Annotated in this window: 24 protein-coding genes and 2 riboswitches; of the genes, 8 read left to right on the forward strand and 16 right to left on the reverse strand. The window is 71.4% G+C overall.

Annotated features, from left to right (window positions below):
- Window positions 1-40: 40 nt before the first annotated feature.
- Complete coding sequence (locus ACRDTB_RS04660; RefSeq protein ID WP_431428675.1) at window positions 41-1,117, reverse strand: AAA family ATPase; 1,077 nt, start codon at window positions 1,115-1,117, stop codon at window positions 41-43.
- A gap of 69 nt (window positions 1,118-1,186) precedes the next feature.
- A complete protein-coding gene (locus ACRDTB_RS04665; RefSeq protein WP_431428768.1) occupies window positions 1,187-2,494 on the reverse strand; it encodes an NlpC/P60 family protein in 1,308 nt (435 codons plus the stop codon).
- A 169-nt stretch (window positions 2,495-2,663) separates the two neighbouring features.
- On the opposite strand from ACRDTB_RS04665, the gene ACRDTB_RS04670 reads away from it, so the two are divergent.
- Complete coding sequence (locus ACRDTB_RS04670; protein WP_431428676.1) at window positions 2,664-3,152, forward strand: hypothetical protein; 489 nt, start codon at window positions 2,664-2,666, stop codon at window positions 3,150-3,152.
- A complete protein-coding gene (locus tag ACRDTB_RS04675; protein ID WP_431428677.1) occupies window positions 3,149-4,660 on the forward strand; it encodes a flagellar basal body protein FliL in 1,512 nt (503 codons plus the stop codon). The genes ACRDTB_RS04670 and ACRDTB_RS04675 overlap by 4 nt, the downstream gene beginning before the upstream one ends.
- Here ACRDTB_RS04675 and ACRDTB_RS04680 read toward each other — a convergent pair.
- Window positions 4,635-5,084 carry a VOC family protein gene (locus ACRDTB_RS04680; protein WP_431428678.1) on the reverse strand — a complete coding sequence of 150 codons (450 nt, stop codon included), beginning with the start codon at window positions 5,082-5,084 and terminating at the stop codon, window positions 4,635-4,637. The genes ACRDTB_RS04675 and ACRDTB_RS04680 overlap by 26 nt on opposite strands.
- Window positions 5,085-5,180: 96 nt before the next feature.
- Here ACRDTB_RS04680 and ACRDTB_RS04685 point away from each other — a divergent pair, with 96 nt between their 5' ends.
- Entirely contained in the window at window positions 5,181-8,015 is a 2,835-nt protein-coding gene (locus ACRDTB_RS04685) for an aconitate hydratase (protein WP_431428679.1), read from the forward strand.
- A gap of 11 nt (window positions 8,016-8,026) precedes the next feature.
- On the opposite strand, the gene ACRDTB_RS04690 is transcribed toward ACRDTB_RS04685, so the two are convergent.
- The 5 genes from ACRDTB_RS04690 to egtA all read right to left on the reverse strand — a co-directional run bounded on the left by ACRDTB_RS04690 (window position 8,027) and on the right by egtA (window position 13,719).
- Complete coding sequence (locus ACRDTB_RS04690; protein ID WP_431428680.1) at window positions 8,027-8,938, reverse strand: DNA-3-methyladenine glycosylase family protein; 912 nt, start codon at window positions 8,936-8,938, stop codon at window positions 8,027-8,029.
- A gap of 394 nt (window positions 8,939-9,332) precedes the next feature.
- Window positions 9,333-10,289, reverse strand: coding sequence for an L-histidine N(alpha)-methyltransferase (gene egtD / locus ACRDTB_RS04695; RefSeq protein ID WP_431428682.1), 957 nt, complete (start codon window positions 10,287-10,289; stop codon window positions 9,333-9,335).
- 92 nt (window positions 10,290-10,381) lie between these two features.
- Entirely contained in the window at window positions 10,382-11,131 is a 750-nt protein-coding gene (gene egtC, locus ACRDTB_RS04700; RefSeq protein ID WP_431428683.1) for an ergothioneine biosynthesis protein EgtC, read from the reverse strand.
- Window positions 11,132-11,134: 3 nt separating this feature from the next.
- Complete coding sequence (egtB, locus tag ACRDTB_RS04705; protein ID WP_431428684.1) at window positions 11,135-12,472, reverse strand: ergothioneine biosynthesis protein EgtB; 1,338 nt, start codon at window positions 12,470-12,472, stop codon at window positions 11,135-11,137.
- Window positions 12,469-13,719 (reverse strand): ergothioneine biosynthesis glutamate--cysteine ligase EgtA, encoded by a 1,251-nt coding sequence (egtA, locus tag ACRDTB_RS04710; RefSeq protein WP_431428685.1) that lies wholly within the window; start codon window positions 13,717-13,719, stop codon window positions 12,469-12,471. Before egtA ends, egtB begins: the two co-directional genes overlap by 4 nt.
- A 143-nt stretch (window positions 13,720-13,862) precedes the next feature.
- Here egtA and ACRDTB_RS04715 point away from each other — a divergent pair, with 143 nt between their 5' ends.
- The 5 genes from ACRDTB_RS04715 (at window position 13,863) to ACRDTB_RS04735 (ending at window position 18,697) form a co-directional block, all read left to right on the forward strand.
- Window positions 13,863-14,438 carry a TetR/AcrR family transcriptional regulator gene (locus ACRDTB_RS04715; RefSeq protein ID WP_431428686.1) on the forward strand — a complete coding sequence of 192 codons (576 nt, stop codon included), beginning with the start codon at window positions 13,863-13,865 and terminating at the stop codon, window positions 14,436-14,438.
- 135 nt (window positions 14,439-14,573) lie between these two features.
- The gene (locus ACRDTB_RS04720; RefSeq protein WP_431428687.1) at window positions 14,574-15,932 is read left to right on the forward strand and encodes a hemolysin family protein; all 1,359 of its coding nucleotides are present in this window, start codon (window positions 14,574-14,576) and stop codon (window positions 15,930-15,932) included.
- Between the two features lie 221 nt (window positions 15,933-16,153).
- Window positions 16,154-17,203, forward strand: a complete 1,050-nt coding sequence (locus ACRDTB_RS04725; RefSeq protein WP_431428689.1) for a hemolysin family protein — start codon at window positions 16,154-16,156, stop codon at window positions 17,201-17,203.
- Between the two features lie 121 nt (window positions 17,204-17,324).
- Window positions 17,325-18,197 carry a 3-methyladenine DNA glycosylase gene (locus ACRDTB_RS04730; protein ID WP_431428769.1) on the forward strand — a complete coding sequence of 291 codons (873 nt, stop codon included), beginning with the start codon at window positions 17,325-17,327 and terminating at the stop codon, window positions 18,195-18,197.
- Entirely contained in the window at window positions 18,194-18,697 is a 504-nt protein-coding gene (locus ACRDTB_RS04735) for a SecDF P1 head subdomain-containing protein (protein ID WP_431428690.1), read from the forward strand. The genes ACRDTB_RS04730 and ACRDTB_RS04735 overlap by 4 nt, the downstream gene beginning before the upstream one ends.
- Window positions 18,698-18,699: 2 nt before the next feature.
- On the opposite strand, the gene gcvP is transcribed toward ACRDTB_RS04735, so the two are convergent.
- The 8 genes from gcvP to ACRDTB_RS04775 all read right to left on the reverse strand — a co-directional run bounded on the left by gcvP (window position 18,700) and on the right by ACRDTB_RS04775 (window position 26,495).
- On the reverse strand, window positions 18,700-21,585 hold the full coding sequence (gcvP, locus tag ACRDTB_RS04740) for an aminomethyl-transferring glycine dehydrogenase (protein ID WP_431428691.1): 2,886 nt from the start codon (window positions 21,583-21,585) through the stop codon (window positions 18,700-18,702).
- A gap of 40 nt (window positions 21,586-21,625) precedes the next feature.
- Window positions 21,626-21,728: riboswitch (glycine riboswitch) on the reverse strand.
- A gap of 1 nt (window position 21,729) precedes the next feature.
- A riboswitch (glycine riboswitch) is annotated at window positions 21,730-21,819 on the reverse strand.
- Window positions 21,820-21,938: 119 nt separating this feature from the next.
- Window positions 21,939-22,505: a MerR family transcriptional regulator gene (locus ACRDTB_RS04745; protein WP_431428693.1), complete on the reverse strand. Its 567-nt coding sequence runs from the start codon at window positions 22,503-22,505 to the stop codon at window positions 21,939-21,941.
- Window positions 22,506-22,791: 286 nt separating this feature from the next.
- The gene (locus tag ACRDTB_RS04750) at window positions 22,792-23,265 is read right to left on the reverse strand and encodes a bifunctional nuclease family protein (RefSeq protein WP_431428694.1); all 474 of its coding nucleotides are present in this window, start codon (window positions 23,263-23,265) and stop codon (window positions 22,792-22,794) included.
- A 169-nt stretch (window positions 23,266-23,434) separates the two neighbouring features.
- The gene (gene ftsR, locus ACRDTB_RS04755) at window positions 23,435-24,166 is read right to left on the reverse strand and encodes a transcriptional regulator FtsR (protein ID WP_431428695.1); all 732 of its coding nucleotides are present in this window, start codon (window positions 24,164-24,166) and stop codon (window positions 23,435-23,437) included.
- A 20-nt stretch (window positions 24,167-24,186) separates the two neighbouring features.
- On the reverse strand, window positions 24,187-24,633 hold the full coding sequence (garA, locus tag ACRDTB_RS04760; protein WP_431428696.1) for a glycogen accumulation regulator GarA: 447 nt from the start codon (window positions 24,631-24,633) through the stop codon (window positions 24,187-24,189).
- 96 nt (window positions 24,634-24,729) lie between these two features.
- Entirely contained in the window at window positions 24,730-25,113 is a 384-nt protein-coding gene (gene gcvH / locus ACRDTB_RS04765; protein WP_431428697.1) for a glycine cleavage system protein GcvH, read from the reverse strand.
- A gap of 152 nt (window positions 25,114-25,265) precedes the next feature.
- Complete coding sequence (locus ACRDTB_RS04770; protein WP_431428699.1) at window positions 25,266-25,802, reverse strand: hypothetical protein; 537 nt, start codon at window positions 25,800-25,802, stop codon at window positions 25,266-25,268.
- 84 nt (window positions 25,803-25,886) lie between these two features.
- Window positions 25,887-26,495 carry a CDP-alcohol phosphatidyltransferase family protein gene (locus ACRDTB_RS04775; RefSeq protein WP_431428700.1) on the reverse strand — a complete coding sequence of 203 codons (609 nt, stop codon included), beginning with the start codon at window positions 26,493-26,495 and terminating at the stop codon, window positions 25,887-25,889.
- Window positions 26,496-26,589 lie beyond the last annotated feature (94 nt).

Consider the following 26,589-nt stretch of genomic DNA (forward strand, 5'->3'; position numbering starts at 1 on the left):
GGCGCCCACGACGGGCGGTCGCGAGTCTCGCGCTTGTCCTTCACGACCTGCCGGCCACTCCGACCGGCGGAGGCTGGACACCGCCCGACTGCGGCCGGGCGGACACCTGCGGCAGCGGCACCGTCTGCAGCACCCGGGAGATGATGTGGTCGAGGGGGACGCCGTCGGCGAGCGCGTCGTAGGACAGCACGAGCCGGTGGCGCAGGATGTCCGGCACCACGTCCACGACGTCCTGCGGAAGCACGTAGTCGCGGCCGCGGATGAGCGCGAGCGCCCGTGCGGTGGCGACGATGCCCAGGCTCGCGCGCGGCGAAGCACCGTACGCGACCCAGCCGGCGACGTCGGTGAGGCCGTGCTCGAGCGGTGTGCGCGTGGCCAGCACGACGCGGACGGTGTAGTCGACGAGCGCGTGGTGGACGAAGACCTGGGAGGCCACGCCCTGCAGGCGGACCAGCTCGGCGGGGCTCAGCACCTGCTGGGCCTCCGGCGGCGACACGCCCATCCGGTAGACGATCTCCCGCTCCTCCTCGGCGGTCGGGTAGTCCACGATGATCTTGAAGAGGAAGCGGTCACGCTGCGCCTCGGGCAGCGGGTAGACGCCCTCGTTCTCGATCGGGTTCTGCGTGGCGAGGACGAGGAACGGGTCGGGCATCGGGAAGGTCTGGCCACCGATGGAGACGTGCCGCTCGGCCATCACCTCGAGCATGGCGGACTGCACCTTGGCCGGCGCACGGTTGATCTCGTCGGCGAGCACGAAGTTGGCCACCACCGGGCCCAGCTCGACGTCGAACTTCTCGCTGCTCTGCCGGTAGATGCGGGTACCGAGGATGTCGGCCGGCACGAGGTCCGGGGTGAACTGCACACGGGTGAACGACCCGCCGACGACGTTAGCGAACGTCTCCACCGCGAGGGTCTTCGCCACGCCGGGCACGCCCTCGAGGAGCAGGTGCCCCCTGGACAGCAGCCCGACGAGCATCCGCTCGACGAGGCGGTCCTGCCCCACGATGACCCGTTTGACCTCGAACACCGTGCGCTCGAGCAGCTGTGCGTCGCGGGCTGGTGTGCTGGCTTCGGACCCGGATCCGTTCACCGACTCAGCCGGCTCGGTCACTGACAACCTCCATGTGCAGGCTCGTCTCTCCCCACGGAAAGGGAACCGGAAACCCGGTATGACCGCTGTGAAGACCTACAGGAGGCGGGTGGCGTAGGGGACGATTCCGCTGTACCGGACCGGCGCGACGCGCACGTGGGAACCCGAGTACGGGGCCTCCACCATCTGCTCGTTGCCGAGGTAGAGCGCCACGTGGTGGATGCGCCCGCCGGTCGCCCAGAACAGCATGTCCCCGGGCGCCTTCCGGCTCAGCGGCACCTGCCGGCCCGCCTGCGCCTGGTAGCCGCTGTAGTGCGGCAGCTGGTACCCGACCCCGGCGAACGCGTAGATCATCAGGCCGGAGCAGTCGAAGCCGACCTTGTCGTAGTCGCCGTGCAGGTCCGCGACGCCGCCGTCGTGGATGCCGCGGGTCGGACCGTAGGCGTTGCCGCCGCCCCACGCGTACGGGACGCCGAGCTGGGACAGCGCGCGGTTGATCACCGTTCGCACGGAGCCGCCGGACGGAGGCGCGACCTGCGTGCCGCCGCCACCGCCACCGCCGCCACCCGCCGCCTGCTGGGCGTTCGCCGCGTCCTCGCGCCGCTTCGCCGCGAGCCAGTCGTTGTAGCGCCGCCGCTGGTTCTCCAGCCCACTGACCGCCGACTGCGCCGCGATCAGCTGCGACTCCGCGGACGCCTTCCGAGCCTGCACCCGCTTCGTCGCGGCGACGCCGTCGCGTCGCGCCTGCTGGGCCGCCGCGGTGGCCGCGTCCGCCGCGACCTTCGCCGCCTGCGCCAGGTCCTCCTTCTCGTTGGCGAGCGCGAGCGCGGCGCGGGCGGCCGAGTCCTTGTTGGCCTTGTCGGTCCGCGCGACCTCCAGGGTGTCGAGCGCGTCGAGCTGGCTGTCGCTCACGGCGTTGAGCAGCTGCGCTCGCGCCAGCAGGTCCTGCGGGGACTTCGCGCCGATGTAGGCCGACATCGACCCGATCGTGCTGCCCTGCTTGTAGCTGCCGGCGGCGAACTCGTCGAGGTCCTTGCGCGCGTCGGTGATCGTGCGGGCCGCGCTGTCGGCCGCCGCCTTCGCCGCGACCGCGTCGGTCTTGGCCTGGCGCGCCTCGTCCTGCGCGGTCTGCAGGTCGACGAGCGCCTTGTTGGCCTCCTCCATCTTGAGCTCGACGTCGGACTGCAGCTGGACGAGCTGCGACTCGGCCCGGGCCACCTGGTTGGTCAGCCGGCCGACCTGGGTGGCCTGCGCGTTCGCCTTGGCCCGGCTGCCGGAGATCTGGTCGTCGCTGGGGTTGGGCGGCGGGGGCGGCGCGGCCACGGCGGTGCCCGCCCCGAGGCTCGCGACGAGCACGAGGCTGACCGTGACCACCCGCAATCCGGCGCTCAGCCGTACCGGCATCGCTCCCACCGGGCCACTGTGCCACTCTTGCCTCGTTGTACACCAGTCGTAACACCAGAAACTTGCTTCTCGCGGACAACATTCACCCCTGTGTGCCCGTGAGAACCACCGAGAGTCGCCGCCGGGGGCACCGGACCTCGGCGGCTCACGATCTGTAACCATGTGCCGCGTGTCGACCAGAACGCAGTCCCGCGCCGCCACGCGGTTCGGGATCGGCGCCACGTGCGTCGCGGCCCTCGGCCTGCTGCTGGTCGCGGTCGGCACGTTGCTGCCATGGGTCGTGTCCGGCGCGGTGCTGCGCGACAGCTACCAGTCGATCAGCGTGATCCGCACGATCCGGGCCGTGGAGGGGAACCCGCTCGAGCTGGTGCTCGACGGGTGGACGATGATCATCCCGGTCATCGTGCTCTGTGCCATCGGCTATGCGTTCGGAGTTCGCCGGGTCGCCGCAACGATTTCGACCATCCTGGCGATAATCTGCGGAACCATTGCCGGTGCAGCAACCGTCGTAGGCGGTGGCGAGGACGTAGGCCTCGGCATAGCCGAGGCCGGTCCGATCACCATGCTGATCGGGTCCGTACTGACCGTGATCGGTGTCGTAGGCATCTTCGCCGGGCGGCGCGGTGGCGCTACCGGAGACGTAGGAGGGGAACCGTGACCTATCCAGGTTCAGGCGGCCCATGGCAGCCGAACGATCCGAACCAGCCGGGGAGTGGCCCGTTCCCCGCGCAGCCGGGTTATCCGCAGCAGGGCGGATACCCGCAGCAGGGTGGCTACCCCCAGCAAGGCGGATACCCGCAGCAGGGCTACCCCCAGCAGGGTGGGTACCAGCAGCCCGGGTACCAGCCCGGCCCGCAGCCGGGGCAGCAGCTGGGCCCCGGCTACGGGCAGCCGAACTACGGCGGGCCCGGCATGCCGCCACCGTCGAAGCGCCGCCGGGGCCCGATCGTCGGTGCCATCGCGGCCGTCGTGATCGTCGCGGTCGGGGTCGCCGCGACGATCTTCGTGCTCAACCGCAGCAGTGAGGACCAGGCCGGCAAGGCCAACCCGACCGAGGCGGCGACGAACCTGGTCAACAGCCTGAGCCAGGGCGACATGCTCGGCGTGCTGGAGAGCCTCACACCCGCCGAGTCCGCGCTGATGGTCGACTTCAACGCGAAGTCGACCGACCGGCTCAAGGAGCTGAAGGTCTACAAGGAGGACGCCAACCCGAACAAGCTGCACGGCGCGTCGGTCGAGCCGACGAACCTCAAGTACGACGAGAAGAACGCGGAGAAGGTCAACGACCACCTGACGATCACCAAGCTGGTCGGCGGCACGGTGTCACTGCACGCCGACGCCAGCGAGCTGCCGCTGACCGAGGAGTTCGTGAACGCCGCGTTCCCGGACGGCATGAACTCCGAGCCGGTCGACGAGCAGGTCGACATCGCCGAGATCGTCCGGGAGACCGGCGAGCCGATCCGCATCGCCACGGTCAACGTGGACGGCAAGTGGTACCCGAGCCTCTTCTACACGGTCGCCGACTACGCGCTGCAGAGCGCGGACAAGCCGTGGCCGAAGGAGCCGATCGCGAACAACGGCGCCGGTGACGCCGAGGGCGCGGTCAAGGAGATGGTACAGGCCTCGATCAACGCCGACCTGGAGCGCGTGATCGAGCTGCTGCCGCCGGACGAGATGGGCGCGCTGCACGACGCCGGCCCGGTGCTGCTCGAGGAGATGGGCACGCCGCCGCCGAGCGGGGTGCAGGTCACCAAGCTGGAGACCGAGACGACCGACGCGGAGTCAGGCGGCATGAAGGTGCTGCTGTCCGAGATCGAGGTCGTCGCCGATGGTGAGACCTTCAAGGTCCGCAAGGACGGCGACTGCTACACCGCCGAGCGCGAGGGCGAGACCCAGCAGATGTGCGCCGAGGACATCGCCGACGGCATCGGCGGTTCGTCGGCTCCCGGCGGTTCGTCGGCTCCTGGCAGCAGCGACATGCCCCCGGAGCTCAAGCAGGCCATGACCAACCTGGCGTCCGGCCTCATGAAGAACACCGGCGTCGTTGCCACCGAGTTCGACGGCAAGTGGTACGTCAGCCCGCTGCGGACCTACACCGAGCTCGGTCTGTCCGCGATCAGCGACCTGACCCCGGAGGACGTCATCGCGCTGGTGTCCAACACGTAGTTCGGTTCTCACTCGATCCGGTGGCCCGGTCCCCTCGTGGGGCCGGGCCACCGGCGTACGCGCCGTCGAGGAACTCCAGCCTGTTCCCCCAGGGGTCGTCGGTGTGGAAGCGGCGCCGGCCGGGGATCTCCGCCGGGTCGGCCCAGCGGACCGGGTAGCCGGCCGACGCGACGGCGGCCGCGGTGGCGTCGATGTCCACCACGAACGCCGGATGTGCCTTGCGGGCCGGGTGGAACGGCTCCTCGATACCGACGTGCAGCTCGGCGTCCGGACCGCCATGCCCGGGCACCCCGAACCAGCAGCCGCCGCGGGCGGCGAGCAGGGGCGGTTTCGGGAGCTCCGCCCAGCCGAGCACGCCCGAGTAGAACTCCCGCGCGCGATCTTCGGTGTCCACCGGTGCGCAGACCTGGACGTGGTGCAGCATGGTGGCGACCCTCCTTGGCGTCGAATACAGGACAAGCGTACTGTTTGGGTCGAGAGGTCGTTCCCGAACACACCACCAGGCCAGATGGAGTTGGATGTGACCGCACCAGCAAGCAAGGACACCTTCGGCGCCCGCCACAAGCTTTCCGTCGGCGACTCCTCGCACGAGGTGTTCCGGCTTGACGCCGTCACCGGATCCGAGCGCCTGCCGTACAGCCTGAAGATCCTGCTCGAGAACCTCCTGCGCACCGAGGACGGTGTCAACATCACCGCCGACCACGTCCGGGCGCTCGCCGGGTGGGACCCGGGCGCCGAGCCCTCGACGGAGATCCAGTTCACCCCGGGCCGCGTGGTGATGCAGGACTTCACCGGCGTGCCGTGCGTGGTCGACCTCGCCACCATGCGCGAGGCGGTCACCGGGCTCGGCGGCGAGGTGTCCAAGGTCAACCCGCTGGCGCCCGCCGAGCTGGTGATCGACCACTCGGTGATCGCGGACATCTTCGGCCGCCCGGACGCCTTCGAGCGCAACGTCGACCTCGAGTACGAGCGCAACAAGGAGCGCTACCAGTTCCTGCGTTGGGGCCAGAGCGCGTTCGACGAGTTCAAGGTCGTGCCGCCGGGCACCGGCATCGTGCACCAGGTCAACATCGAGCACCTGGCGCGAGTCGTGATGACGCGGGGCGGCCAGGCCTACCCGGACACGCTCGTCGGCACCGACAGCCACACCACGATGGTCAACGGCCTGGGCGTGCTCGGCTGGGGCGTCGGCGGCATCGAGGCCGAGGCCGCGATGCTCGGCCAGCCCGTGTCGATGCTGATCCCGCGGGTCGTCGGGTTCAAGCTGAACGGCGAGCTGCCGGACGGCGCGACCGCGACCGACCTGGTGCTGACGATCACCGAGATGCTGCGCAAGCACGGCGTGGTCGGCGAGTTCGTGGAGTTCTACGGCTCGGGCGTGTCCGCCGTGCCGCTCGCGAACCGGGCCACGATCGGCAACATGAGCCCGGAGTTCGGCTCCACGTGCGCGATCTTCCCGATCGACGCCGAGACCATCGACTACCTCAGGTTCACCGGGCGGTCCGCCGGGCAGGTCGCACTCGTCGAGGCGTACGCCAAGGAACAGGGTCTCTGGCACGACCCGGCACAGGAGGCCGCGTACTCCGAGACCCTCGAGCTGGATCTGTCCACCGTGGTCCCGTCGATCGCCGGGCCGAAGCGGCCGCAGGACCGGATCGCACTGGCGGACGCCAAGCCCGCGTTCCGCGGCGTGCTCGGCGACTACGTCTCCGGGGCCGCGCCGGACCCGCTCAGTGAGTCCACTGTGGATGAGGCGTCGGCCGAGTCGTTCCCGGCCAGTGACGCGCCCGCGTACGGCCACCAGGACAACGGCGCGGGACGGCCGTTCGACTACCACTCCGCCGCCGATGGCGCGCAGGGCCGGCCGAGCAGGCCGACCCGGGTGACCGTGGACGGCGCGTCGTTCGAGCTCGACCACGGCGCGGTCGCGATCGCCGCGATCACCTCGTGTACCAACACGTCCAACCCGTCGGTGATGATCGGCGCCGCGCTGCTGGCGAAGAAGGCCGTCGAGAAGGGCCTGTCCCGCAGGCCGTGGGTGAAGACGACGCTCGCGCCGGGGTCCAAGGTGGTGATGGACTACTACGAGCGCGCTGGTCTGCTGCCCTACCTGGAGAAGCTTGGCTTCCACCTGGTCGGCTACGGCTGCACGACGTGCATCGGCAACTCCGGTCCGCTGCAGGACGAGATCTCGGCCGGGGTCAACGAGGCCGACCTCGCGGTCGTGTCGGTGCTGTCCGGCAACCGCAACTTCGAGGGCCGGATCAACCCGGACATCAAGATGAACTACCTCGCGTCGCCGCCGCTCGTGGTCGCGTACGCCCTCGCCGGGTCGATGGACAAGGACATCACCACCGAGCCGCTCGGCACCGGGACGGACGGCGAGCCGGTGTACCTCGCCGACATCTGGCCGTCGCCGCAGGAGATCCAGGACGTGGTGTCCTCGGCGATCTCCTCGGAGATGTTCTCCACCGACTACGCGGACGTCTTCGCCGGCGACGAGCGCTGGCGGTCGCTGCCGACGCCGACCGGCAACACCTTCGACTGGGACCCGGAGTCGACCTACGTGCGCAAGCCGCCGTACTTCGAGGACATGGGCGCGGAGCCCGCGCCCGTATCGGACGTCTCGGGCGCGCGCGTGCTCGCGATGCTCGGCGACTCGGTGACCACGGACCACATCTCGCCGGCCGGCGCGATCAAGGCGGACTCCCCCGCCGGCAAGTACCTCACCGAGCACGGCGTCCAGCGGCGGGACTTCAACTCCTACGGCTCCCGACGCGGCAACCACGAGGTGATGATCCGCGGCACGTTCGCGAACATCCGCCTGCGCAACCTGCTGCTCGACGATGTGCAGGGCGGCTTCACCCGCTTGTTCTCGATTGGGCACGGCTCGGTCGGCGGCGAGCAGACGACGATCTACGACGCCTCGGTCGCGTACGCGAAGGCCGGGGTGCCGCTGGTGGTGCTCGCCGGCAAGGAGTACGGGTCCGGCTCGTCTCGTGACTGGGCCGCGAAGGGCACCGCCCTTCTCGGGGTGCGGGTGGTGATCGCCGAGTCGTTCGAGCGGATCCACCGGTCGAACCTGATCGGCATGGGCGTACTGCCGCTTCAGTTCCCGGCCGGCGAGACCGCGTCGTCGCTGGGCCTGGACGGCACGGAGACCTACGACGTCACCGGGATCACGGCCCTCAACGACGGCGAGACCCCACGCACGGTCGCGGTGCGCGCGACCCGCGCGGACGGATCCACAGTGGACTTCGACGCCGTGGTGCGCATCGACACGCCGGGCGAGGCGGACTACTACCGCAACGGCGGCATCATGCAGTACGTGCTGCGCAAGATGCTGCGGAAGTAGCTGCGCGGCCGTCATCGGTGTACCCGCCGTCCGGTGGCGATCTCCGCGGTCTCCTCCTCGCGGCGGGTGCGCAGCAGCAGCGACACCCACGTCCGGTACGGGCGCCAGGCGTCCGCCACCCGCGCGAGGTCGGCGACCGTCGGTTCGCTCAGGCCGTACGCGTGGGCCATCTCGTCGTGCAGGCGGGCCTCCGCGGTCGGGAAGCCGTCCGGATGCCCGGCACCGCGGAGCAGGATCAGCTCCGCGGAGAACGGGCCGATGCCGGGCAGCTCCCGGAGCCGGGCGATCGCGTCGTCGAGCGGCAGCGCCCGCAGTGCGGCGGCGTCGAGGCGACCGGCCAGCGCGGCCTGGGCCACGGCGTGCAGCCGGTCGCTCTTGAGCTCGCTCACCAGCGCAACCCGCTCCGGCAGCGCGTCGGGCGCGGGGAACGTCGGCAGCCGGACACCGGCGACGTCGACCGGTGTGCCGAACCGTTCGGCCAGCCGCTGCCTGATGCCGGCCGCGTGCACGACGCGAATCCGGTGGCTGATGATCGCCCAACACGCGGCCTCGTACGGCGAGTGGAACGTGACCGGGCGCAGGCCCGGGTAGCACCGTCGCAGCTCGGCCACCACCGGGTCGCGCTCGCCCACGGCGGCGAAGCCGGAGCCGTCGACGTCGAGCGAGAGCATCCGCCGCACCTGGTCGAGCACGGCGTCCGCATCGGACGCGTCGGCGAACACCCGGGCCCGCACCGGCCCGTCCCGGGCGGGCTGGCGAACCAGTACGCCCGCCGGACGCCAGCTCGGCGCGGCGGGGAACGCCAGTCTCAGCTCGCCGGCCGACGCGGCCGCGTCCGGGCGGGCCGCGGGAGCGAACCCCTCCAGGAACCGCGTGCTGGCGGTGAGATCGAACGGGCCTCGGTAGGGAATGTCGTGCCACATGTCCGACACTGTGCGGGAGGACACCGACAAAAACGGCCGGCGAGTCGCTCGCCGGCCATTTCTGTCACTGGATCGTGTAACTCGGCGGGGAAGGGCCGCACGTCCGGATGGCAGGCCGTGCCCGGACCCGGCACCGCCAGGTCGATCAGGGAGTCCGCCGCGATCCGGTCGGTGCACTGGCCGCCGCCGAGAATGCGGTGACCGAACGAGTCGATGCTGACCAGCCGTGCGTTGCCGAGCTGCTTGGCCATCCGCCGGGGAGAACCCGTACTGCGTGGCCGGGTCGTAGTTCCCGAACAGCAAGCACCGGGTTGTCGGTGCGCTGGGCGGTCGTACTCGACGCCGTCGTTGACCCGCGGCATCGGGTCGAGATCAGGCACGGCCGAACGTTGGCTCACCTCGCCACGGCTCTCGACAGCGAGACGCCGAAGCGGGACTCGCTGTCGGTCCACCAACGCGTCAGCTCGAACCCGGCGTCCGCCAGCTCGGCGGCCACCAGGTCCGGGCGGAACTTCGCCGAGACCTCCGTGCGCATCTCCTCACCCTCGACGAAGGTCACCGTCAGCCCGACCACCGGGACGTGCACCCGCATCGGCCGCGTGGCGCGCAGGCGCATCTCGATCCACTCCTCCTCGTAGTCCCACAGGGCCACGTGGTCGAAGGACGTGAGGTCGAAGTCGGCGGCCAGCTCGCGGTTCAGGACGCGCAGCACGTTCCGGTTGAACTCCGCCGTCACGCCCGCCGCGTCGTCGTACGCGCGGACCAGCACCGCGGGGTCCTTGACCAGGTCGGTGCCCAGCAGGAGCCACTCCCCCTCCTCGAGCACGTCCCGCACGCCGGCCAGGAACTTCGCCCGCTCGGCCGGCACCAGGTTGCCGATCGTCCCGCCGAGGAACACGACCAGCCGGCCCGGCGACCCCGGCAGCAGCGCCAGATGCTGGGTGAAGTCACCGACCACGCCGTGCACGCGCACCGGGTCGTACGCCGCCGCCAGGGCCGACGCGGCGTCGCGCAGTGCCGACTCGGAGACGTCCAGCGTCACGATCTCGCGCAGGGATCCGTTGTGGCGCAACGCGTCCAGCAGCAGCCGCGTCTTCTCCGACGAGCCCGAGCCCAGCTCGACCAGTGTCGCGGCACCGGTCACCGCCGCGATCTCCGCCGACCGGGCCGCCAGGATCTCTCGCTCCGCCCGCGTCGGGTAGTACTCCGGCAGCCGGGTGATCAGCTCGAACAGCTCGCTGCCTCGCTCGTCGTAGAACCACTTGGGCGGCAGGGACTTCGGGGTGGCCGTCAGGCCCGTGCGGACGTCCGACCGCAGGCCCCGGACGAGGTCGTCCGGGGTCAGGTGCACGGTCAGGTCAACGTCACTCCCGACATCCCCTCGCAGGCTCGGTGATGCCGCTCGCGGTCGCCCGGTGTTTGATGATCCGCTCGCAAGCTCGCTCATGGTGCTCCGATCTGGGTGATGTCCACTGTGGACCAGTTTGCGACGACCAGGTGCCGGTCCGGCACCTCCCGCCACGCGGGGTGGTCGTCGTAGGGCTCGGAGGCGACCGCCACCGCGTGCCCGAGGTCGGCCACCCACAGGGAATGGGTCCAACTGGTACCGATGATCACGGTGCCGTCGGTCAACAACAGGTTCAGCCGCGAGCCGGGCGCCGCCGCCTCGACCTCGGTGACCAGCGCCGCCACCACGTCGGCCGGCTTGTCGCCCGCGGCGATCCGGTGCCGCAGCAAGGCCCACAGCAGCGCGGCGTCGGTCGGTGCGTCCATCGTCAGCAGCGCCTCCACCGGCAGCGTGGACGCGAGCCGGGTGACCGAGGACGGCCAGCCCCGGACCACGCCGTTGTGGCTGAACAGCCACCGGTCCCAGGCGAACGGCGCCGCCGCGGTCTCGACCACCGGCATGCCGACAGTAGCCGAGCGGACCGCGGCCAGCACGGCCCCGGACGTGATCTCCGCGGCCAGGCGCGGCAGGGCCGTGTCCGTCCACAGTGGAACGGCCCGCCGCACCAGGGCCGGCTCGGGCGAGGTGCCGGTGTACCAGCCGATGCCGAAGCCGTCGGCGTTGACCGTGCCCCCGCCCCGCATGTCCCGCGGCGCCCACGACTGGCGCAGCAGGGAGTGCGCGGGTGTGAGCACCAGGTCGGCCAGCCGGATCGGCTCACCGACGTAGGCGATGTGGCGGCACATCCGCTACGCGAGCTCGTCGGGGGACGCGTCGCGGGCGCACCGAAAGCCGGCGAAGATCTGTCTGCGGATCGGGTGGTCCCAGTTCCGGAACGTGGCCCGGCAGGCCGCCGGGTCGGTGCCGAACGAGCCGCCGCGAAGCAGCTTGTAGTCGCTGCCGAAGAACACCTCCGAGTACTCCCGGTACGGGAACGCCTGGAACCCGGGATAGCCGTGGAAGTCGGTGTCCAGCCACTCCCACACGTCGCCGACCAGCTGGTGCACCCCGCTCGGCGACACGCCCGCCGGGTAGGCGCCGACCGGGGCCGGCGACAGGTGCCGCTGGCCGAGGTTGGCGTGCTCGGGGCCGGGATCCTCGTCGCCCCACGGGAAGCGGCGGGAGCGGCCCGTGGCCGGGTCGAACCGGGCGGCCTTCTCCCACTCCGGCTCGGTCGGCAGTCGCTTGCCGGCCCACGCGGCATATGCCTGGGACTCGTGGAAGCAGACGTGCACCACCGGCTCGTCGGGCGGGATCGGCTCCACGACGCCGAACCTGTTGCGCAGCCACCGGTCGCCGTCCCATACCCAGAACCGTGGCGCGGTCAGGTCGGCCTTGACCCGGTACGCCCAGCCCTCGGCGCTCCACCAGCGCTCGTCGTCGTACCCGCCCGCCGCCATGAACTCCGCGTAGGAGGCGTTGGTGACCGGCGCGATGTCGATGAGGAACGCGCCGACGTGCACGTCGTGCGCGGGCCGCTCGTTGTCCAGCGCCCATGGGTCGACCGACGTGCCCATCGTGAACGAGCCCGCCGGGACCAGGACCTCCTTCGCGGCGAGCGGGCGGCCGGGCGGAGGTGGCGGCGCGTGCAGGACGGGCTGGCCCGAGCGCAGCTGGTGGGTGGCCAGCATGGTCTCGTCGTGCTGTTGCTCGTGCTGCACGATCATGCCGAACGCGAACCCGTCCTGGACCAGCCGGCGGCCCTCCAGGGGGCTCTGGTCGAGGATGTCGAGCACCTTCTCGCGCACCTCGCCGACGTAGGCGCGCGCCTCGGCCGGGTTGAGCAGCGGCAGCGCGGGCCGGTCGGCACGCGGGTGCTGGAATGCGTCGTACAGCTCGTCGATGTCGCAGCGGATCGGCTCGCGCGCGCCGACGTCGCGCACCAGCCAGAGCTCCTCCTGGTTGCCCACGTGGGCGAGGTCCCACACCAGCGGCGACATGAGCTTCGAGTGCTGGCGCACCAGGTCGTCGTCGTCCACCGCGTCGGTGAGCGCGACGCTGCGGTCCCTGGCCCGCGCCAGCTGCGCGGCGACGTGCGAGCGCAGTGCCTCGGCACCGGCCTGGGCCGCCTTCGTCGTCTGAGTCATGACGTGCTCCTCTGCGGAAGACGGTCCAGGCCGGCGAGGATGGCCTCGGTCAGGTCGTGGCCCAGGCCCATGCCGGGCAGCGCGCGGGCACCCAGATCCAGCACCGCGGCGGCCGCCGTGGCGAGCGCGCGGTCGGCCAGCCCGTCCCTGGCCGCGGGTAACCACCGGTCGCCCACGGGCTCGCAGGCGTCGAGCACGGCGTCGACCGTGCGCGGCGTGGACAGCAGCGCGGCGAGCAGCGCCACCGGGATGACCCAGCCGTCGCCGCGCTGCGCGTCGAGGTAGCGGACCTCGAGGTAGCCGTGCGGGCGTACCGGCGGGAACATCGTGCTGATGTGGTAGTCGAGGTCGTCGGTGGTCGGCTTGTCCGGTCTGGCCCCGGCGAGCCAGTCGGCGAAGCTCATGCCCTCCGGCGTGGCCCACCGGTCGCCGGGGCGGTCGCTGTCGCCGCGGACGCACAGCACGGGTGTGTCGAGCACCCGGCGTGCCCAGTCGGCGACCGGGTCGGCGACGATCGCCGACGGCGAGCTGCGTGGCGGGTCGGTGCCGAGCACGGCCCGCATCCGGGCCGACGCCCACCCGGTGGCGCGGCCCTCGAGGGTCGGAGAGTTGGCGAACGCGGCGACGAGCACCGGGCCGAGCGCGTGGACCGCCGCCCACCGGGCGGGCAACGTGTCGGACTCGCCCGCGTCCACACAGACCTGCAGACCGGCGGTGGCACACATCATCGTGATGCCGTGCGGCCCGATCGGCTCGAACACCTGCTCCATGGCCGCGTAGCGCGGGGTGTCGAGCAGGCGCCGGGGTGTTCGGTGCTGATCGGTGGCCGTGTCGCCGAGGACGAGGCCGGCGGAGGCGAGCAGCTCGCTGAGGAAGGTGAGGTCGGCGGTGACGGCGCCGAACAGCTCGGTCAGCGTGGGCTGGGGAAGGGCGGAGATCTCGACCTGGCCGCCGGGCTCCAACGTGAGCGGCGAGCCGGCCGGAAGAGGTAGCTGGGGACTGTCCTTGTTCAACGTGCGGGGCGCGTAGGGCCCCAGTGCGGCGGTGAGCCGGTCCGCGTCGAGTGGCCGCCTGGGATCGTCCTCGTGGTGAACGATCCACTCCAGCTCGACACCGGTGAGACGTGGTGGGCCGTGCTTGAAGCAGACCGAGGCGACGTACGCCTCGGCCTCGACGCGATCGGACAGACGTTGCCGGAACGGCTCGATTACCTGCGAATTTCCTGGTATTTGCGGCAAAGCGGTCACTTCCACCCTCCGTTCCCGAGGTCGGAATCGACGCTACACGCGACCACCGACACTCACCGGGCAGCGACGTCCGGCCGGGCGGGACGGGCCACAGTACGTACGTACGGATTGCATCGAAACCCGCCCGCTGACAGGATCATCTGATGCCACGGGTCAGCCAGGACCACCTCGACGCGCGCCGCGCGCAGATCCTCGACGGCGCCCGGGTGTGCTTCGCTCGCTACGGGTACGAGGGCGCCACGGTCCGCCGGCTCGAGGAGGCCACCGGCCTGTCCCGCGGCGCGATCTTCCACCACTTCCGGGACAAGGAGTCGCTGTTCCTGGCCCTGGCCGAGGACGACGCGCACCGGATGGCCGACGTGGTGGCGCGCGAGGGCCTGGTCCAGGTCATGCGCGACCTTCTGTCCACACAGGACGGTGCGGACTGGCTCGGCAGCCGGCTCGAGCTCTCCCGCCGGCTGCGTACCGACCCCGACTTCCGGGCCCGCTGGGCCGAACGCTCCGAGCAGCTGACCATCGCGACCCGCCAGCGCCTGGAGCGCCAGCGGGAGGCGGGCAACCTGCGGGACGACATCGACGTGAGCGTGCTGACGTCCTACCTCGAGCTCGTGCTCGAAGGCCTCGTGTCGCACCTCGCCATGGGCCTGCCGGCCGACGACCTCGAGCCGGTGCTGGACCTCGTGGAGTCGTCGGTGCGCCGCGCGGGCCCGAGGAGCTAGCGGTTGCGCGCGTGGACCGAGGCGGACCAGGCCGTGCGGGCGGCCTGGTCGTACTGCCCGGCCGCGATCCCTGTGGCGAATACACTGGCCGGGGCCAGCCGACCACTGATCCGCGAGGAGTGAGCTCCCAGTGCCATGACCGGCGTGCTCCTCGACGTCCTCGGCGTGCTCGCCGTCGCGGCGCTGACGTTCGGTACCGCGATCTTCGTCGCTGCCGAGTTCTCCCTCACCGCGCTTGAGCGCAGCCAGGTCGACACCCACCTGCGGCAGGTCGGCGACGCGCGTGCCCGGCGGGTGCACCACGCGCACCAGACGCTGTCGTTCCAGCTGTCCGGCGCACAGGTCGGCATCACGATCACGACGCTGACCATGGGCTACATCGCCGCGCCGGTCATCGCCGGCTGGTTCACGCCTCTGCTGTCCGTGATGTCGATGCCGGTCGTCGCCGCGCACGCGACCGCGCTGGTGGTGGCGCTGGTGCTGGCGAACCTGATCTCCATGCTGTTCGGCGAGCTGGTGCCGAAGAACCTCGCCATCGCCCGCCCGCTGCCAACGGCCCGCGCGGTCGCCGGCGCGCAGACCCGGTTCTCCACGGCGTTGCGCTGGTTCATCAACCTGCTCAACGCCTGGGCGAACTGGCTGGTCCGGCGGCTCGGCGTGGAGCCGGCCGACGAGCTGGCCTCGGCACGCTCGCCGCAGGAGCTGGGCTCGCTGGTCCGCACCAGCGCCGAGCGGGGCACGCTCGACGAGGGCACCGCGGCGCTGCTGAACCGCTCGCTGCGCTTCGGGGAGCGCACGGCCGGCGAGCTGATGACCCCGCGCATGCGGGTCGAGTCGCTGCCGACCGACGCGACCGTGGCCGACCTCATCGGGCTGACCCGGCGGACCGGGGTCTCCCGTTTCCCGGTGCACGAGGGCGACCTCGACGACGTCCGCGGCGTGGTGCACGTGAAGCAGGCGTTCAGCGTGCCGGTCGCGAGCCGGGCCGGCACGCTGGTCCGGGCGCTCATGCGGCCCGCCCAGATCGTGCCGGAGAGCCTGGACGGTGACGCGCTGCTCGACCACCTGCGCAGTTCGGGGCTGCAGCTCGCGATCGTCGTGGACGAGTACGGCGGCACGGCGGGCCTGGTGACGCTGGAGGACCTGGTCGAGGAGATCGTCGGCGACGTGCGCGACGAGCACGACCGGGGCGAGATCAACCCGGTGCGCCCGCTCGGCCGGGACAGCTGGATGGTGTCCGGCCTGCTGCGCGACGACGAGCTCGCCGAGGCGACCGGGTTCCGGATGCCCGAGGGTGACTACGAGACCCTCGCCGGCCTCGTGCTGGCCCGGCTCGGCCGCATCCCGGAGGTCAACGACGAGGTGCGGGTCGACGGCTGGCGGATCACCGTGATGCGCATGGACCGGCACCGGGTCGCGGAGCTGCGGGTGGCGAGGCTGCCCGAGGGCACGGGCCAGCGGAGCGATCGGATGGTGACTCGTGAGCGGGAGTGACGGCGTGTTCGCCGTCTGGCCTGACGAACGCGCGCAGCCGAGCACGTGAGGAGGGAAGGCGGCGTGTTAGCGACTGAGCGAAGCGAACCGGAGGCACAGTGAGCGGGAGTGAAGGAGCGTACGCCGTCTGGACTGACGATCGCGCGCAGGCGCGCCAGCGCCGAGCACGTGAGGAGGGAAGGCGGCGTGTTAGCGACTGAGCGAAGCGAACCGGAGGCACAGTGACCGGCGGTGTGGCCCTCACGATCGCGGTGTTCCTGCTGGCCGCGAACGCCTTCTTCGTGGGCGCGGAGTTCGCCCTCGTCAGCGCGCGGCGCGACCGGCTGGAGGCGCTCGCCGAGCAGGGCGTGGACCGGGCGCGGATCGTCATGCGGGCGGCCGAGCGCACCTCGCTGATGATGGCCGGCGCGCAGCTGGGCATCACGCTGTGCACGATCGGCCTGGGCGCCCTGGGCGAGCCGACCGTGGCGCGGTTCCTGGAGTTCGTCCTGCACCCGCTGGGCCTGCCGGCGGCGGTGCTGCACCCGGTCGCGTTCGCGGTGGCGCTGCTGATCGTGTCGATCCTGCACATCGTGCTGGGCGAGATGGTCATGAAGAACATCGCGATCGCCGCGCCGGAGCGCACGGCGGTGTGGCTGACGCCCGTGCTGGCCGGCTGGATCCGGCTGATCCACCCGGTGATCTCGCTGCTGAACCTGTCGGCGAACGGCGTGCTGCGGCTGCTGAAGGTGGAGCCCAAAGACGAGATCGAGAGCGCGCACACGCCGCAGGAGCTGGCCGAGCTGATCGCGGACTCGCGGGCCGAGGGGCTGCTCGACCAGGCCGAGCACCGCCGGCTGACGAAGACGCTGTCGTCCGCCGAGCGCACGGTGGCCGACGTGCTGGTGCCGCTCGCCGAGGTGGAGACCGTGCCGTACCCGCCGACCGTGGGCGACCTCGAGGAGGCGGTCACCCGCACCGGCTTCTCCCGCTATCCCGTGCGCATGCCGGACGGCCGGCTGAACGGCTACCTGCACGTGAAGGACGTGCTGGACCAGGCGGACGCGGACCCGTCCACGCCGGTGCCGTACCACCGGGTGCGCGGGCTGCCGGAGATCCCCGTGGACTCGCGCCTGGACGAGGCGCTCGCGGCGCTGCGCCGGGCACAGAGCCACGTGGCGAAGGCGGTCGCGGCCGACCGTACGGTGATCGGTGTGGTCGCGTTGGAGGACCTGGTCGAGGAGTACGTCGGCACCGTCCGGGACGCCACACACACGGACCCGGCGACATGAGCGGGAGCGACGGGCCTGGAAGGACGCCTTCCGGACACTGGACGCCCGGAAGGACGCCTTCCGGGCATTGGCGGCCGGCCATGAGCGCCGGGGGGTGGCGGAGGAGCGAACCGTGGACACCATGAGCGTGCGCACCGTTCTGTCCACAGGGGACTGGCGGGCCCGCCGGGACGCGCACGTGTCGCGGGTGCGGAGGTGGACGGATCCCCTGCGGGAGCGGCGTTCCACGGGCACGCGGCATCCGGTGCTGGACTTCCTGTTCACGTACTACTCGCATCGGCCGTCGCGGTTGCTGCGCTGGCACCCGGGGCCGGGCGTGGTGCTCGCCGGTGCGTCGTCCTACCTGCGGTGGCCGGCGTACCGGGCCGTGCCGGACGGGGCCGAGCCGGACGGGGTCGAGCTTGGGCCGCTGCCGCCGGCGAGGCTGCCGACCGTGCGGTTCGTGCGGTCGCTGCTGTCGGCGTCGGCCGGCCGCACGCCGTGGCTCGGGTGCTTCGGGCTGCACGAGTGGGCGATGGTGTACCGCACCGAGTCCGTCCGGCACGCGGGCTGGCCGCTGCGGCTGGGGTCCGCGGGCACGGACCGGGTGGTGGAGTCGATGCCGATCCGATGCACGCACTTCGACGCGTTCCGGTTCTTCACTCCCCCGGCCCGGCCGCTGAACACCGTGCGGCCGTCGCGCTCGGACCAGGTGGCGCTGGAGCAGCCGGGCTGCCTGCACGTGGGCATGGATTTGTACAAGTGGGCCTACAAGCTCGACCCGTTCGTGCCCTCGGACCTGGTGGCGGACTGCTTCGAGCTGGCGCACGACATCCGCGTGCTCGACATGTGCGCGAGCCCCTACGACCTGAGCTCCCTCAGCTACGCTCCGGTGGAGATCGAGACCGCGTCCGGCCGCGCCGAGTACGTGCGGCAGCAGGCTTGCTTCGCCGCGCGGGCGGCGCCGCTGCGGGCCCGGCTGATCGAGCTGTGCGAGGTTCTGGAGGGTTCGTGAGGCGCTGGGCGGTACTCCTGGTGTTCGTCGTGCTGGCCGGTTGCACGACCGAGCGGGTCGGCGGCTCGCCGTCGCGGCCGTCCTCGCTGCCCGAGTCGGCCACCGGGCCCGTCGACCTGCGCGTACCGATCGACATGTCACGGGTGACACCAGCCGGGACCACCGCGACGACCACATCGGTGGTGCCCGACCAGCAGGGCGTGCCGCTCACGCTGGAGCCGCCGTTCCTGACGATCACCCGCCTCGAGAACGCGACGGTCCAGTTCCAGGAGGCCGGCAGCACGTGGGGCGTGTTGGTCAGGTTGACCGACGAGGACGCCGACGTGTTCGGCGACTGGACCACCGAGCACATCGGTGAGCAGGTGGCGATGGTCGCGGACGGCGAGGTCATCTCCGCACCCCAGATCTCGTCCGCGATCACCGGCGGCGAGGTCGTCATCACGGGCCCGTACGACCAGGACGAGGCCGGTGACCTGCTGGACCAGATCACCGGCCGCTGATCCTACGACTCGTAGGCCTCGATGGGCGGGCAGGAGCAAACCAGGTTGCGGTCGCCCCGCGCACCGTCGATCCGCCGGACCGGTGGCCACACCTTCGGGCCCGCGGAGCCCGTGGGGTAGGCGGCCTCCTCGCGGCTGTACGGGTGGTCCCACTTGCCGGCGATCGACTCGGCCGTGTGGGGCGCGCCCACGAGGGGGTTGTCCTCGGCCGGCCAGTGGCCCGCGGCCACGCGGTCGATCTCGTGGCGGATGGCGATCATGGCGTCACAGAAGCGGTCCAGCTCGGCTAGGTCCTCGCTCTCGGTCGGCTCGACCATCAGCGTGCCCGCCACCGGGAAGGACATCGTCGGGGCGTGCATACCGTAGTCGGCCAGGCGCTTCGCCACGTCGTCGACCGTGACGCCGGTCGACTTCGTGATGCCGCGCAGGTCGAGGATGCACTCGTGCGCTACGCGGCCGTGCGCCCCCGCGTAGAGGACCGGGTACGCGTCGCGCAGCCGCGCCGCCACGTAGTTCGCCGCCGCCACCGCGGTCATGGTCGCGCGGCGCAGGCCCTCGGCGCCCATCATCCGCACGTACGCCCACGAGATCGGCAGGATCGACGCACTCCCCCACGGCGCCGCGCTGACCGGGCCGACCCCGGTCTCCGGGCCCGCGGTGGGCTGCAGCGGGTGGTTCGGCAGGAACGGCGCCAGGTGCGCACGCACGCCGATCGGGCCAACGCCCGGGCCGCCGCCGCCGTGCGGGATGCAGAACGTCTTGTGCAGGTTCAGGTGCGACACGTCCGCGCCGAACTCGCCGAAGCGTGCGAGCCCGATGAGCGCGTTCAGGTTCGCACCGTCCACATAGACCTGACCGCCCGCGTCGTGCACCAGCGCGCAGACCTCGCGCACGGTGTCCTCGTACACGCCGTGCGTGGACGGGTACGTGATCATGATGCAGGCCAGGCCGGCCCGGTGTTTGTCCACAGTGGACCGTAGGTGGTCCATGTCGATGTTGCCGCCGTCGTCGCACTTGACCACCACGACCCGCATGCCGGCCATCGCCGCGCTGGCCGCGTTCGTGCCGTGCGCCGACGCCGGGATCAGGCAGACGTCGCGGTCGCCCTGGCCGTTCGACCGGTGGTAGGCGCGGATCGCGAGCAGGCCGGCGAACTCGCCCTGGCTGCCCGCGTTCGGCTGCAGGCTCACCGCGTCGTAGCCGGTGAGCGCCGCGAGCCATCCCTCCAGATCGGACACGACCCGCAGCAGCCCGGCGGCGTCGGACACCGGCGCGAACGGGTGCAGCTCGGCGAACTCGGGCCAGGTGATCGGCTCCATCTCCGCGGTGGCGTTGAGCTTCATCGTGCAGGAGCCGAGCGGGATCATGCTCCGGTCCAGCGCGACGTCCTTGTCGGACAGCGTGCGCAGGTACCGCAGCAGCGCGGTCTCCGACCGGTGGGTGGCGAAGACCGGGTGCGTCATGAACTCCGACGTGCGGGCCAGCGCGGCCGGGTAGGCGTCGTCGGTGGCCGCGTCCAGCTCCTCGATCGGGGCCGGGGACACCCCGAACGCCTGCCACGCCTGGCGCAGGTGCGCCCGCGTGGTGGTCTCGTCGCAGGCGATGCCGACGTGGTCGGCGTCGGCCAGCCGCAGGTTCACGCCCAGCGCCCGCGCGGCCGCCACCACGTCGGCGGCACGGCCCGGCACCTCGGCCAGCACGGTGTCGAAGAACGAGCCGTGCACGACCTCCACGCCCCCCTCGCGCAGGCCCGCGGCGAGCACCGCGGCCATCCGGTGCGCGCGGGTCGCGATCGCCCGCAGGCCCTCGGGCCCGTGGTACACCGCGTACATCGACGCGACGACCGCGAGCAGGACCTGCGCGGTGCAGATGTTGCTGGTCGCCTTCTCCCGGCGGATGTGCTGTTCACGGGTCTGCAGCGCGAGCCGGTAGGCGCGGTTGCCGTCGGCGTCGACGCTCACGCCGACCAGCCGACCGGGCAGCTGGCGCTCCAGGCCCTGGCGGACGGCGAGGTAGCCGGCATGCGGGCCGCCGAAGCCCATCGGCACGCCGAAGCGCTGGGTGCTGCCGGCCACCACGTCCGCGCCGATCTCGCCCGGTGGCCGAAGCAGCGTCAGGGCCAGGATGTCTGCGGCGACCACGACCTGGGCGCCACGCTCGTGGGCCGCCTCGATCAGCGCGGCGTGGTCACGAACCGCGCCGCTCGCCCCCGGGTAGGACAGCAGCAGGCCGAAGAACTCGCCGTCCGGCAGCCCGGCCGGTCCGTCCGCCAGGTCGACCACCTCGACCTCGACGCCGAGCGGCTCGGCACGGGTCTCGATCACGGCGATGGTCTGGCCGAACGTGTCGGCGTCGACGAGGAAGCGGGGCGTGCGGGCCTTGCCGGCCCGGCGGATCAGCGTCATCGCCTCGGCGGCGGCGGTCGACTCGTCGAGCATGGAGGCGTTGGCGAGCCCCATGCCGGTCAGGTCGCAGACCATCGTCTGGAAGTTCAGCAGCGCCTCGAGCCGGCCCTGGGAGATCTCCGGCTGGTAGGGCGTGTAGGCGGTGTACCAGGCCGGGCTCTCCAGGACGTTGCGGCGGATGACCGGCGGGGTCAGCGTGCCGTAGTAGCCGAGGCCGATCATCTGGGTGCGGACCTCGTTGCGGTCGGCCAGCGCGCGCAGCTCGGCGAGTGAGCGGTGCTCGGCGGCGGGCGCGGGCAGCCCGGTGTCGACCCCCTGCTCGCGGATGGAGTCGGGCACCGCCTGCTCGACGAGTTCCTCCAGCGAGCCGGCACCGATCACGTCGAGCATGTGCGCGAGCTCGGCGGGACGCGGTCCGATGTGCCGGTCGGCGAACTGGCTGCCGTCCTCGAGCGCGGCGAGGGGAATGCGGTCCTGGGTCACTGTCGCCTCCGTGTGGTGGGCATGCCAAAGCAAGCCCTCCCCCTCTGTCCGTGCCCGCGCGGTGCGTGGGCGCCTGAGAGCTTCGTCCACCAGCGGCGGACTTGCACCTTCGGCGGGGTGAACGCCACCCGCTTTCCAGAGTGTCTGCCCTACACGGTTCGGGTGCCTGAGAGGTTCCGGGGAGGTGTTGCCCCTTCGGCGCCGAGCTGGCTCGATCTCTCCCGCGCGGGCACTGCGACTACGCGCGCAGCCTACCCCCACCGACAGGAGACGCACTGGAGCACCCACGGGCGTGCCGAACAGGCACTTTCGTGCGCGAGCGGCGGAACCTCGCTCGCCGTCGAGCGAAAGGCTCAGCCGGCGTTGCGGGCCTTGCGGCGCGCGGAGAGCTCGTCCTCGGCGACCGCCTCGACCACGCCGCCGTCGGCGCGCTCGGCCGGGAACTCGTGGATGGTGCCGTTGATCTCCTGCATGGCGCCGCTGACCGCGATGCCGAACACGCCCTGGCCGCCCTGCAGCAGGTCCACGATCTCCTCGGGCGAGGTGCACTCGTAGACGGTCGTGCCGTCGCTGAACAGCGTGATCCGCGCCAGGTCGCGCACGCCGCGGCGGCGCAGGTGGTCGACCGCCACGCGGATGTTCTGCAGCGAGACTCCCGTGTCCAGCAGCCGCTTGACCACCTTCAGGACCAGCACGTCCTTGAACGAGTACAGCCGCTGCGACCCCGAGCCGTGCGCGCTGCGGATCGTGGGGGCGACCAGCCCGGTGCGGGCCCAGTAATCCAGCTGGCGGTAGGTGATCCCGGCGATCTGGCACGCGGCCGGGCCGCGGTAGCCGACGAGCTCGTCGGGCGCTGAGTCGTCCGGGAACAGCTCGCCCTGCTCACCGGTGCCGGCCTCGACGGGACCTTCCTCGACCACGCCTGCCTCCGCTCTTCAACCGCCCGCGAGTCACCCCGGAGGACGCGTGAAATGACATCCTCGCGATTCGCTCAGGAATGACGGTAGGTCGGCGGCGGGGACCGGTCAACGCGACGCGCGGACGAACCAGCTCAAACCTCAACGTCAAGTAGAGGCTTCGAGCGTCCGACCCGCGACCCTATCGTTCGGGGAGTCCGCACCCTGGATCAGGTGTCCGCTCCCCGGCTGTGCCCTGCGGGACACCCGCACCCGGGCCATCGACTTCCGCGGCTGCCCACGAGAACCCTCAGGTGTCGGCTCCGCGGAAGTCCTCGGGGCTGACGGAGTCGAGGAACTCGCGGAACTTCTCGACCTCGTCTTCCTGCTCGTCCGGGATGATCAGCCCGGCCTCCTGCAAGACGGAGTCCTCGGCGTGGATCGGTACGCCGACCCGCAGGGCTAAGGCGACCGAGTCGCTCGGCCGTGCCGACACGCGCACGTCGCCGTCGAAGACCAGCTCGGCAAAGAACGTGCCTTCACGCAGGTCGGTGATGCGGACCTGTTCCAGCTCCCGGCCCAGCGCGCCGATGACGTCTTTGAGCAGGTCATGCGTCAGCGGACGGGCGGGCCGCACCCCCTGCTGTTCCAGGGCTATGGCGGTGGCCTCCACCGAGCCGATCCAGATCGGGAGGTAACGCTCACCATCGGTCTCGCGCAGCAGCAAGATCGGTTGGTTTGCGGGCAGTTCCACCCGCACGCCCACGACTCGCATCTCGCTCATCGGGTTCGCCTCCCTTCGCTCAGCGAAAGATGTCCAACCACACGTCGAGGATCGCTCATCGCTGGCCTCGACGCTACCCGCCATCCGCGCTCGACGCTTGCGTTATCGGCCATCGAACCGCGTCACGATGCGAGAACGGATGTTGGCGAGCGGCCTGTTGATCTTTACCTTACCTGCCCGAAACCTGGCGCAGTCCGGCCTTCACGAGCAACGTGTGCAGGCCGACCGAGAGCGCGGCGAGTTCACGCATCGCCTCGTCGGCCCGGCCGCGGGCGTCCTCGCCGGGCTGGCGGTACATCGGCGCGACGATCTGCTCGAGCAGCCCGACCTCGCGGTCCGCGGACGCGCGGAAGGCACGCAGGTGGCGCGGCTCGATCCCGTACCCGGCCATATTTCGCACCAGCCGCGCGACCGCCACGGACTCCGTGTCGTAGAACCCGGCGGCACCCGGACGGACCAACCCGTACTGCTCCAACTCGCGTAACGTGCCCGTGTCGATGTCTGCCCGCTCGAGCAGCTCCTCCTGGGTGAGCCGGCGTACCGGGGAGTCGGCGAACTCGTCCGCGCCGGGTAAACCATGCGCCGGCACGGACATCAGCCCGCGTGGCGGTCGGGGCGGGTCCTGGCCGGTCTCCCCGCGGTCCGCGGCATCGAGCTGCTCCTTGATCACCTTCAACGGCAGGTAATGGTCCCGCTGGGCGGCCAGCACGAAGCGCAGCCGCGCGACGTCGGCCGGGGTGAACTGTCGATAACCCGACGCGGTGCGGGCCGGCTGGACCAGGCCCTCGGACTCCAGGAACCGGATCTTGGAGATCGTGACGTCCGGGAAGTCCGGGCGAAGCTGGCCGAGCACCGCCCCGATACTCAGCCCGCCCCCCGCGGGCCGCCCGGCAGCCGTCACACCGACACCCCCGAGGGGACCTAGGAGGCGTTGGGACCGGTGAGGAACACCAGGCGGAACTTGCCGATCTGTACCTCGTCGCCACCGGCGAGCACGGCCTGGTCGACCGGCTCCCGGTTGACGTAGGTGCCGTTGAGGCTGCCCACGTCGATCACCACGAACTCGCCGCCCTCGCGCCGGAACTCGGCATGGCGACGGGAAACCGTGACGTCGTCGAGGAAGATGTCGCTGTCCGGGTGCCGTCCCGCGCTGGTGGTGTCCCGGTCGAGCAGGAACCGGGAGCCCGCGTTCGGCCCGCGCTTGACCACCAGCAGGGCCGAGCCGGCGGGAAGGGCGTCCACGCCGGCGACGGACGGCTCCGCGCCCGAGGTTTCGGTGCCCTCCTCGGCGAGGAAGTCGGCCCGGAAGACGGAAGTCCGCTCCGGAGACTGCTCCGGCGGGACGCCGGGCCCGTCGTTCGTGCTCACCTGAGCTCTCCTCCTGCTGGTGCTGACTTCTCTGTCCGTAGAACCTACCGTGCGCGATCAGCAGCCCGGACGGTGACCCGTCCGGGTGCGGGCCGGTCAGTCCTTCTCCGTCAGCTCCCGGTAGGCAGCGGCGTTGAGCAGCGCGCCGAGGGCGTCCGCGTCGGCCACGGAGAGCTCGAGGATCCAGCCCTCGCCGTAGGGATCGCTGTTGATCAGCTCCGGCCGGCCGTCGAGGTCCGAGTTGACCGCGGTGACCGCACCGGCGACCGGCGCGAAGATCTCCGACACGCTCTTGGTGGACTCCACCTCGCCGACGGGATCCCCCGCGCCCACGGTCTTGCCGACCTCGGGCAGCTCGACGAACACGACGTCACCGAGCTGCTGCTGGGCGTAGTCGGTGACACCGACCCGTACGGTGCCGGGGGCCTTGGTGGCCAGCCACTCGTGCTCCTCGGTGTACTTGAGCTCCTCCGGCGTCACGGGCCCCATCCTCACGCTCGGTTGCGGTGTCTCGGCGATGTCTCACGGCGACGTCTGCGATGTGTCCGGCGAAATCCTAGATGATTGATTCCCCGTCAACTGGTGCGGCGTGGCGGCGCTCGGGTACGCGGCGGTGCGCGCCTGGCGCGGCGTCACCGATCGTCGGCCACGCTCCAGAACAGCAGGCCCAGCGCGACCGCCACCACGAGACCGGCGCCGAGGGCTGCCAGGCTGGGCCAGTTCGGGGCCCGCCGGACCGAAGCCTCCCCAGCGGCACCGTCCCCGTCGGCACTGTCCCCGTCGGAGGGCGTGCCGCCGAGCCGCTTGCGACGGTCGTTGACGTCGTCGACCATGCGCTTGGCGAGCGCCTCGTGATACAGGCGCCCGTTCTTGCCGGACGACAACGCGAAACAGCCGATCATCGGGCCGCGATGCAGTGCCAACGCCACGTAGGTGCGTCCGATCTGAGCGAAGCGGATGGCCGGGTAGGGCACCACGTAGCAGCGCAACGGGTTCACCACCACCACCGACGAGATGCCCACCACCACCTTCGGGCGCAGGAAAGTGACGAACCCGAGCACGGCCAGCACGACGAACAGAAACGGCGCCCACAGCATCGGCGCCAGCCCCACCGCGGCATTCGAGCCACCGATAGCCACCGCCACCGCCACCGCCGCGGCAGGCACCATGAACCCGCCGCCCCACAGCAGGTTGGGGGTGGGTCGATACGTCCGGTCCGGTTCTGTCACATGTGGAAGGTTAGTGCCAGGCCGTCAACGGACCGAGGCTCGCAGCGCCATGCGTGTCTGCACGAGGTAGAGCACGCCGGACCAGAGGAACAGCGCGCCGCCCCAGACGGTGAACGCGTAGGCGACCGGACGGGCGAGCGTGGCGGCGAGGGAGCCGCCCTGGGCGAGCAGCATCAGCGGCATCGCGTAGAGCAGGTTGAACGTCGCCGCCTTGCCGATGTAGGTGACCTCGGGCGGCGCGAACCCGTTGCGGCCGAGCACCCAGATGCAGATGCCGACGACCACGTCCCGCAGTACGAGCACGGCCGCGAACCACCACGGCACGATGTCGCGCACCACGAACGCGACGACGGTCGCCAGCGTGTACAGGCGGTCCGCTGCCGGGTCGAGCATCGCGCCGAGCCTGCTCGTCTGGTTGAACAGGCGGGCGATCTTGCCGTCCGCCCAGTCCGAGACCCCGGCGTACACCAGGATCAGCAGGGCCCAGCCGTCCGCTCGCGGACCGAGCAGCAGCCACAGGAAGACCGGCACGAGCGCCAGCCGAATGATGCTGAGCAGGTTGGGGATGGTCAGCAACCGGTCGGGCAGCTCCTCGGCATCCCGAGGTGGCACGGGCCGCGAGCTGTCCACCATGCCGCCGAGCGTATCCGGCCAGGGCCGCGCGTCGTACCGGTTCTCGCGTGTGGCTCCAGCCACGTCGGTGCAGGTCCGCGTGCACGCGCCGGAC

The sequence above is a fragment of the Actinophytocola sp. genome (assembly GCF_050699935.1).
In the GTDB taxonomy this organism is placed as follows: Bacteria; Actinomycetota; Actinomycetes; order Mycobacteriales; family Pseudonocardiaceae; genus Actinophytocola.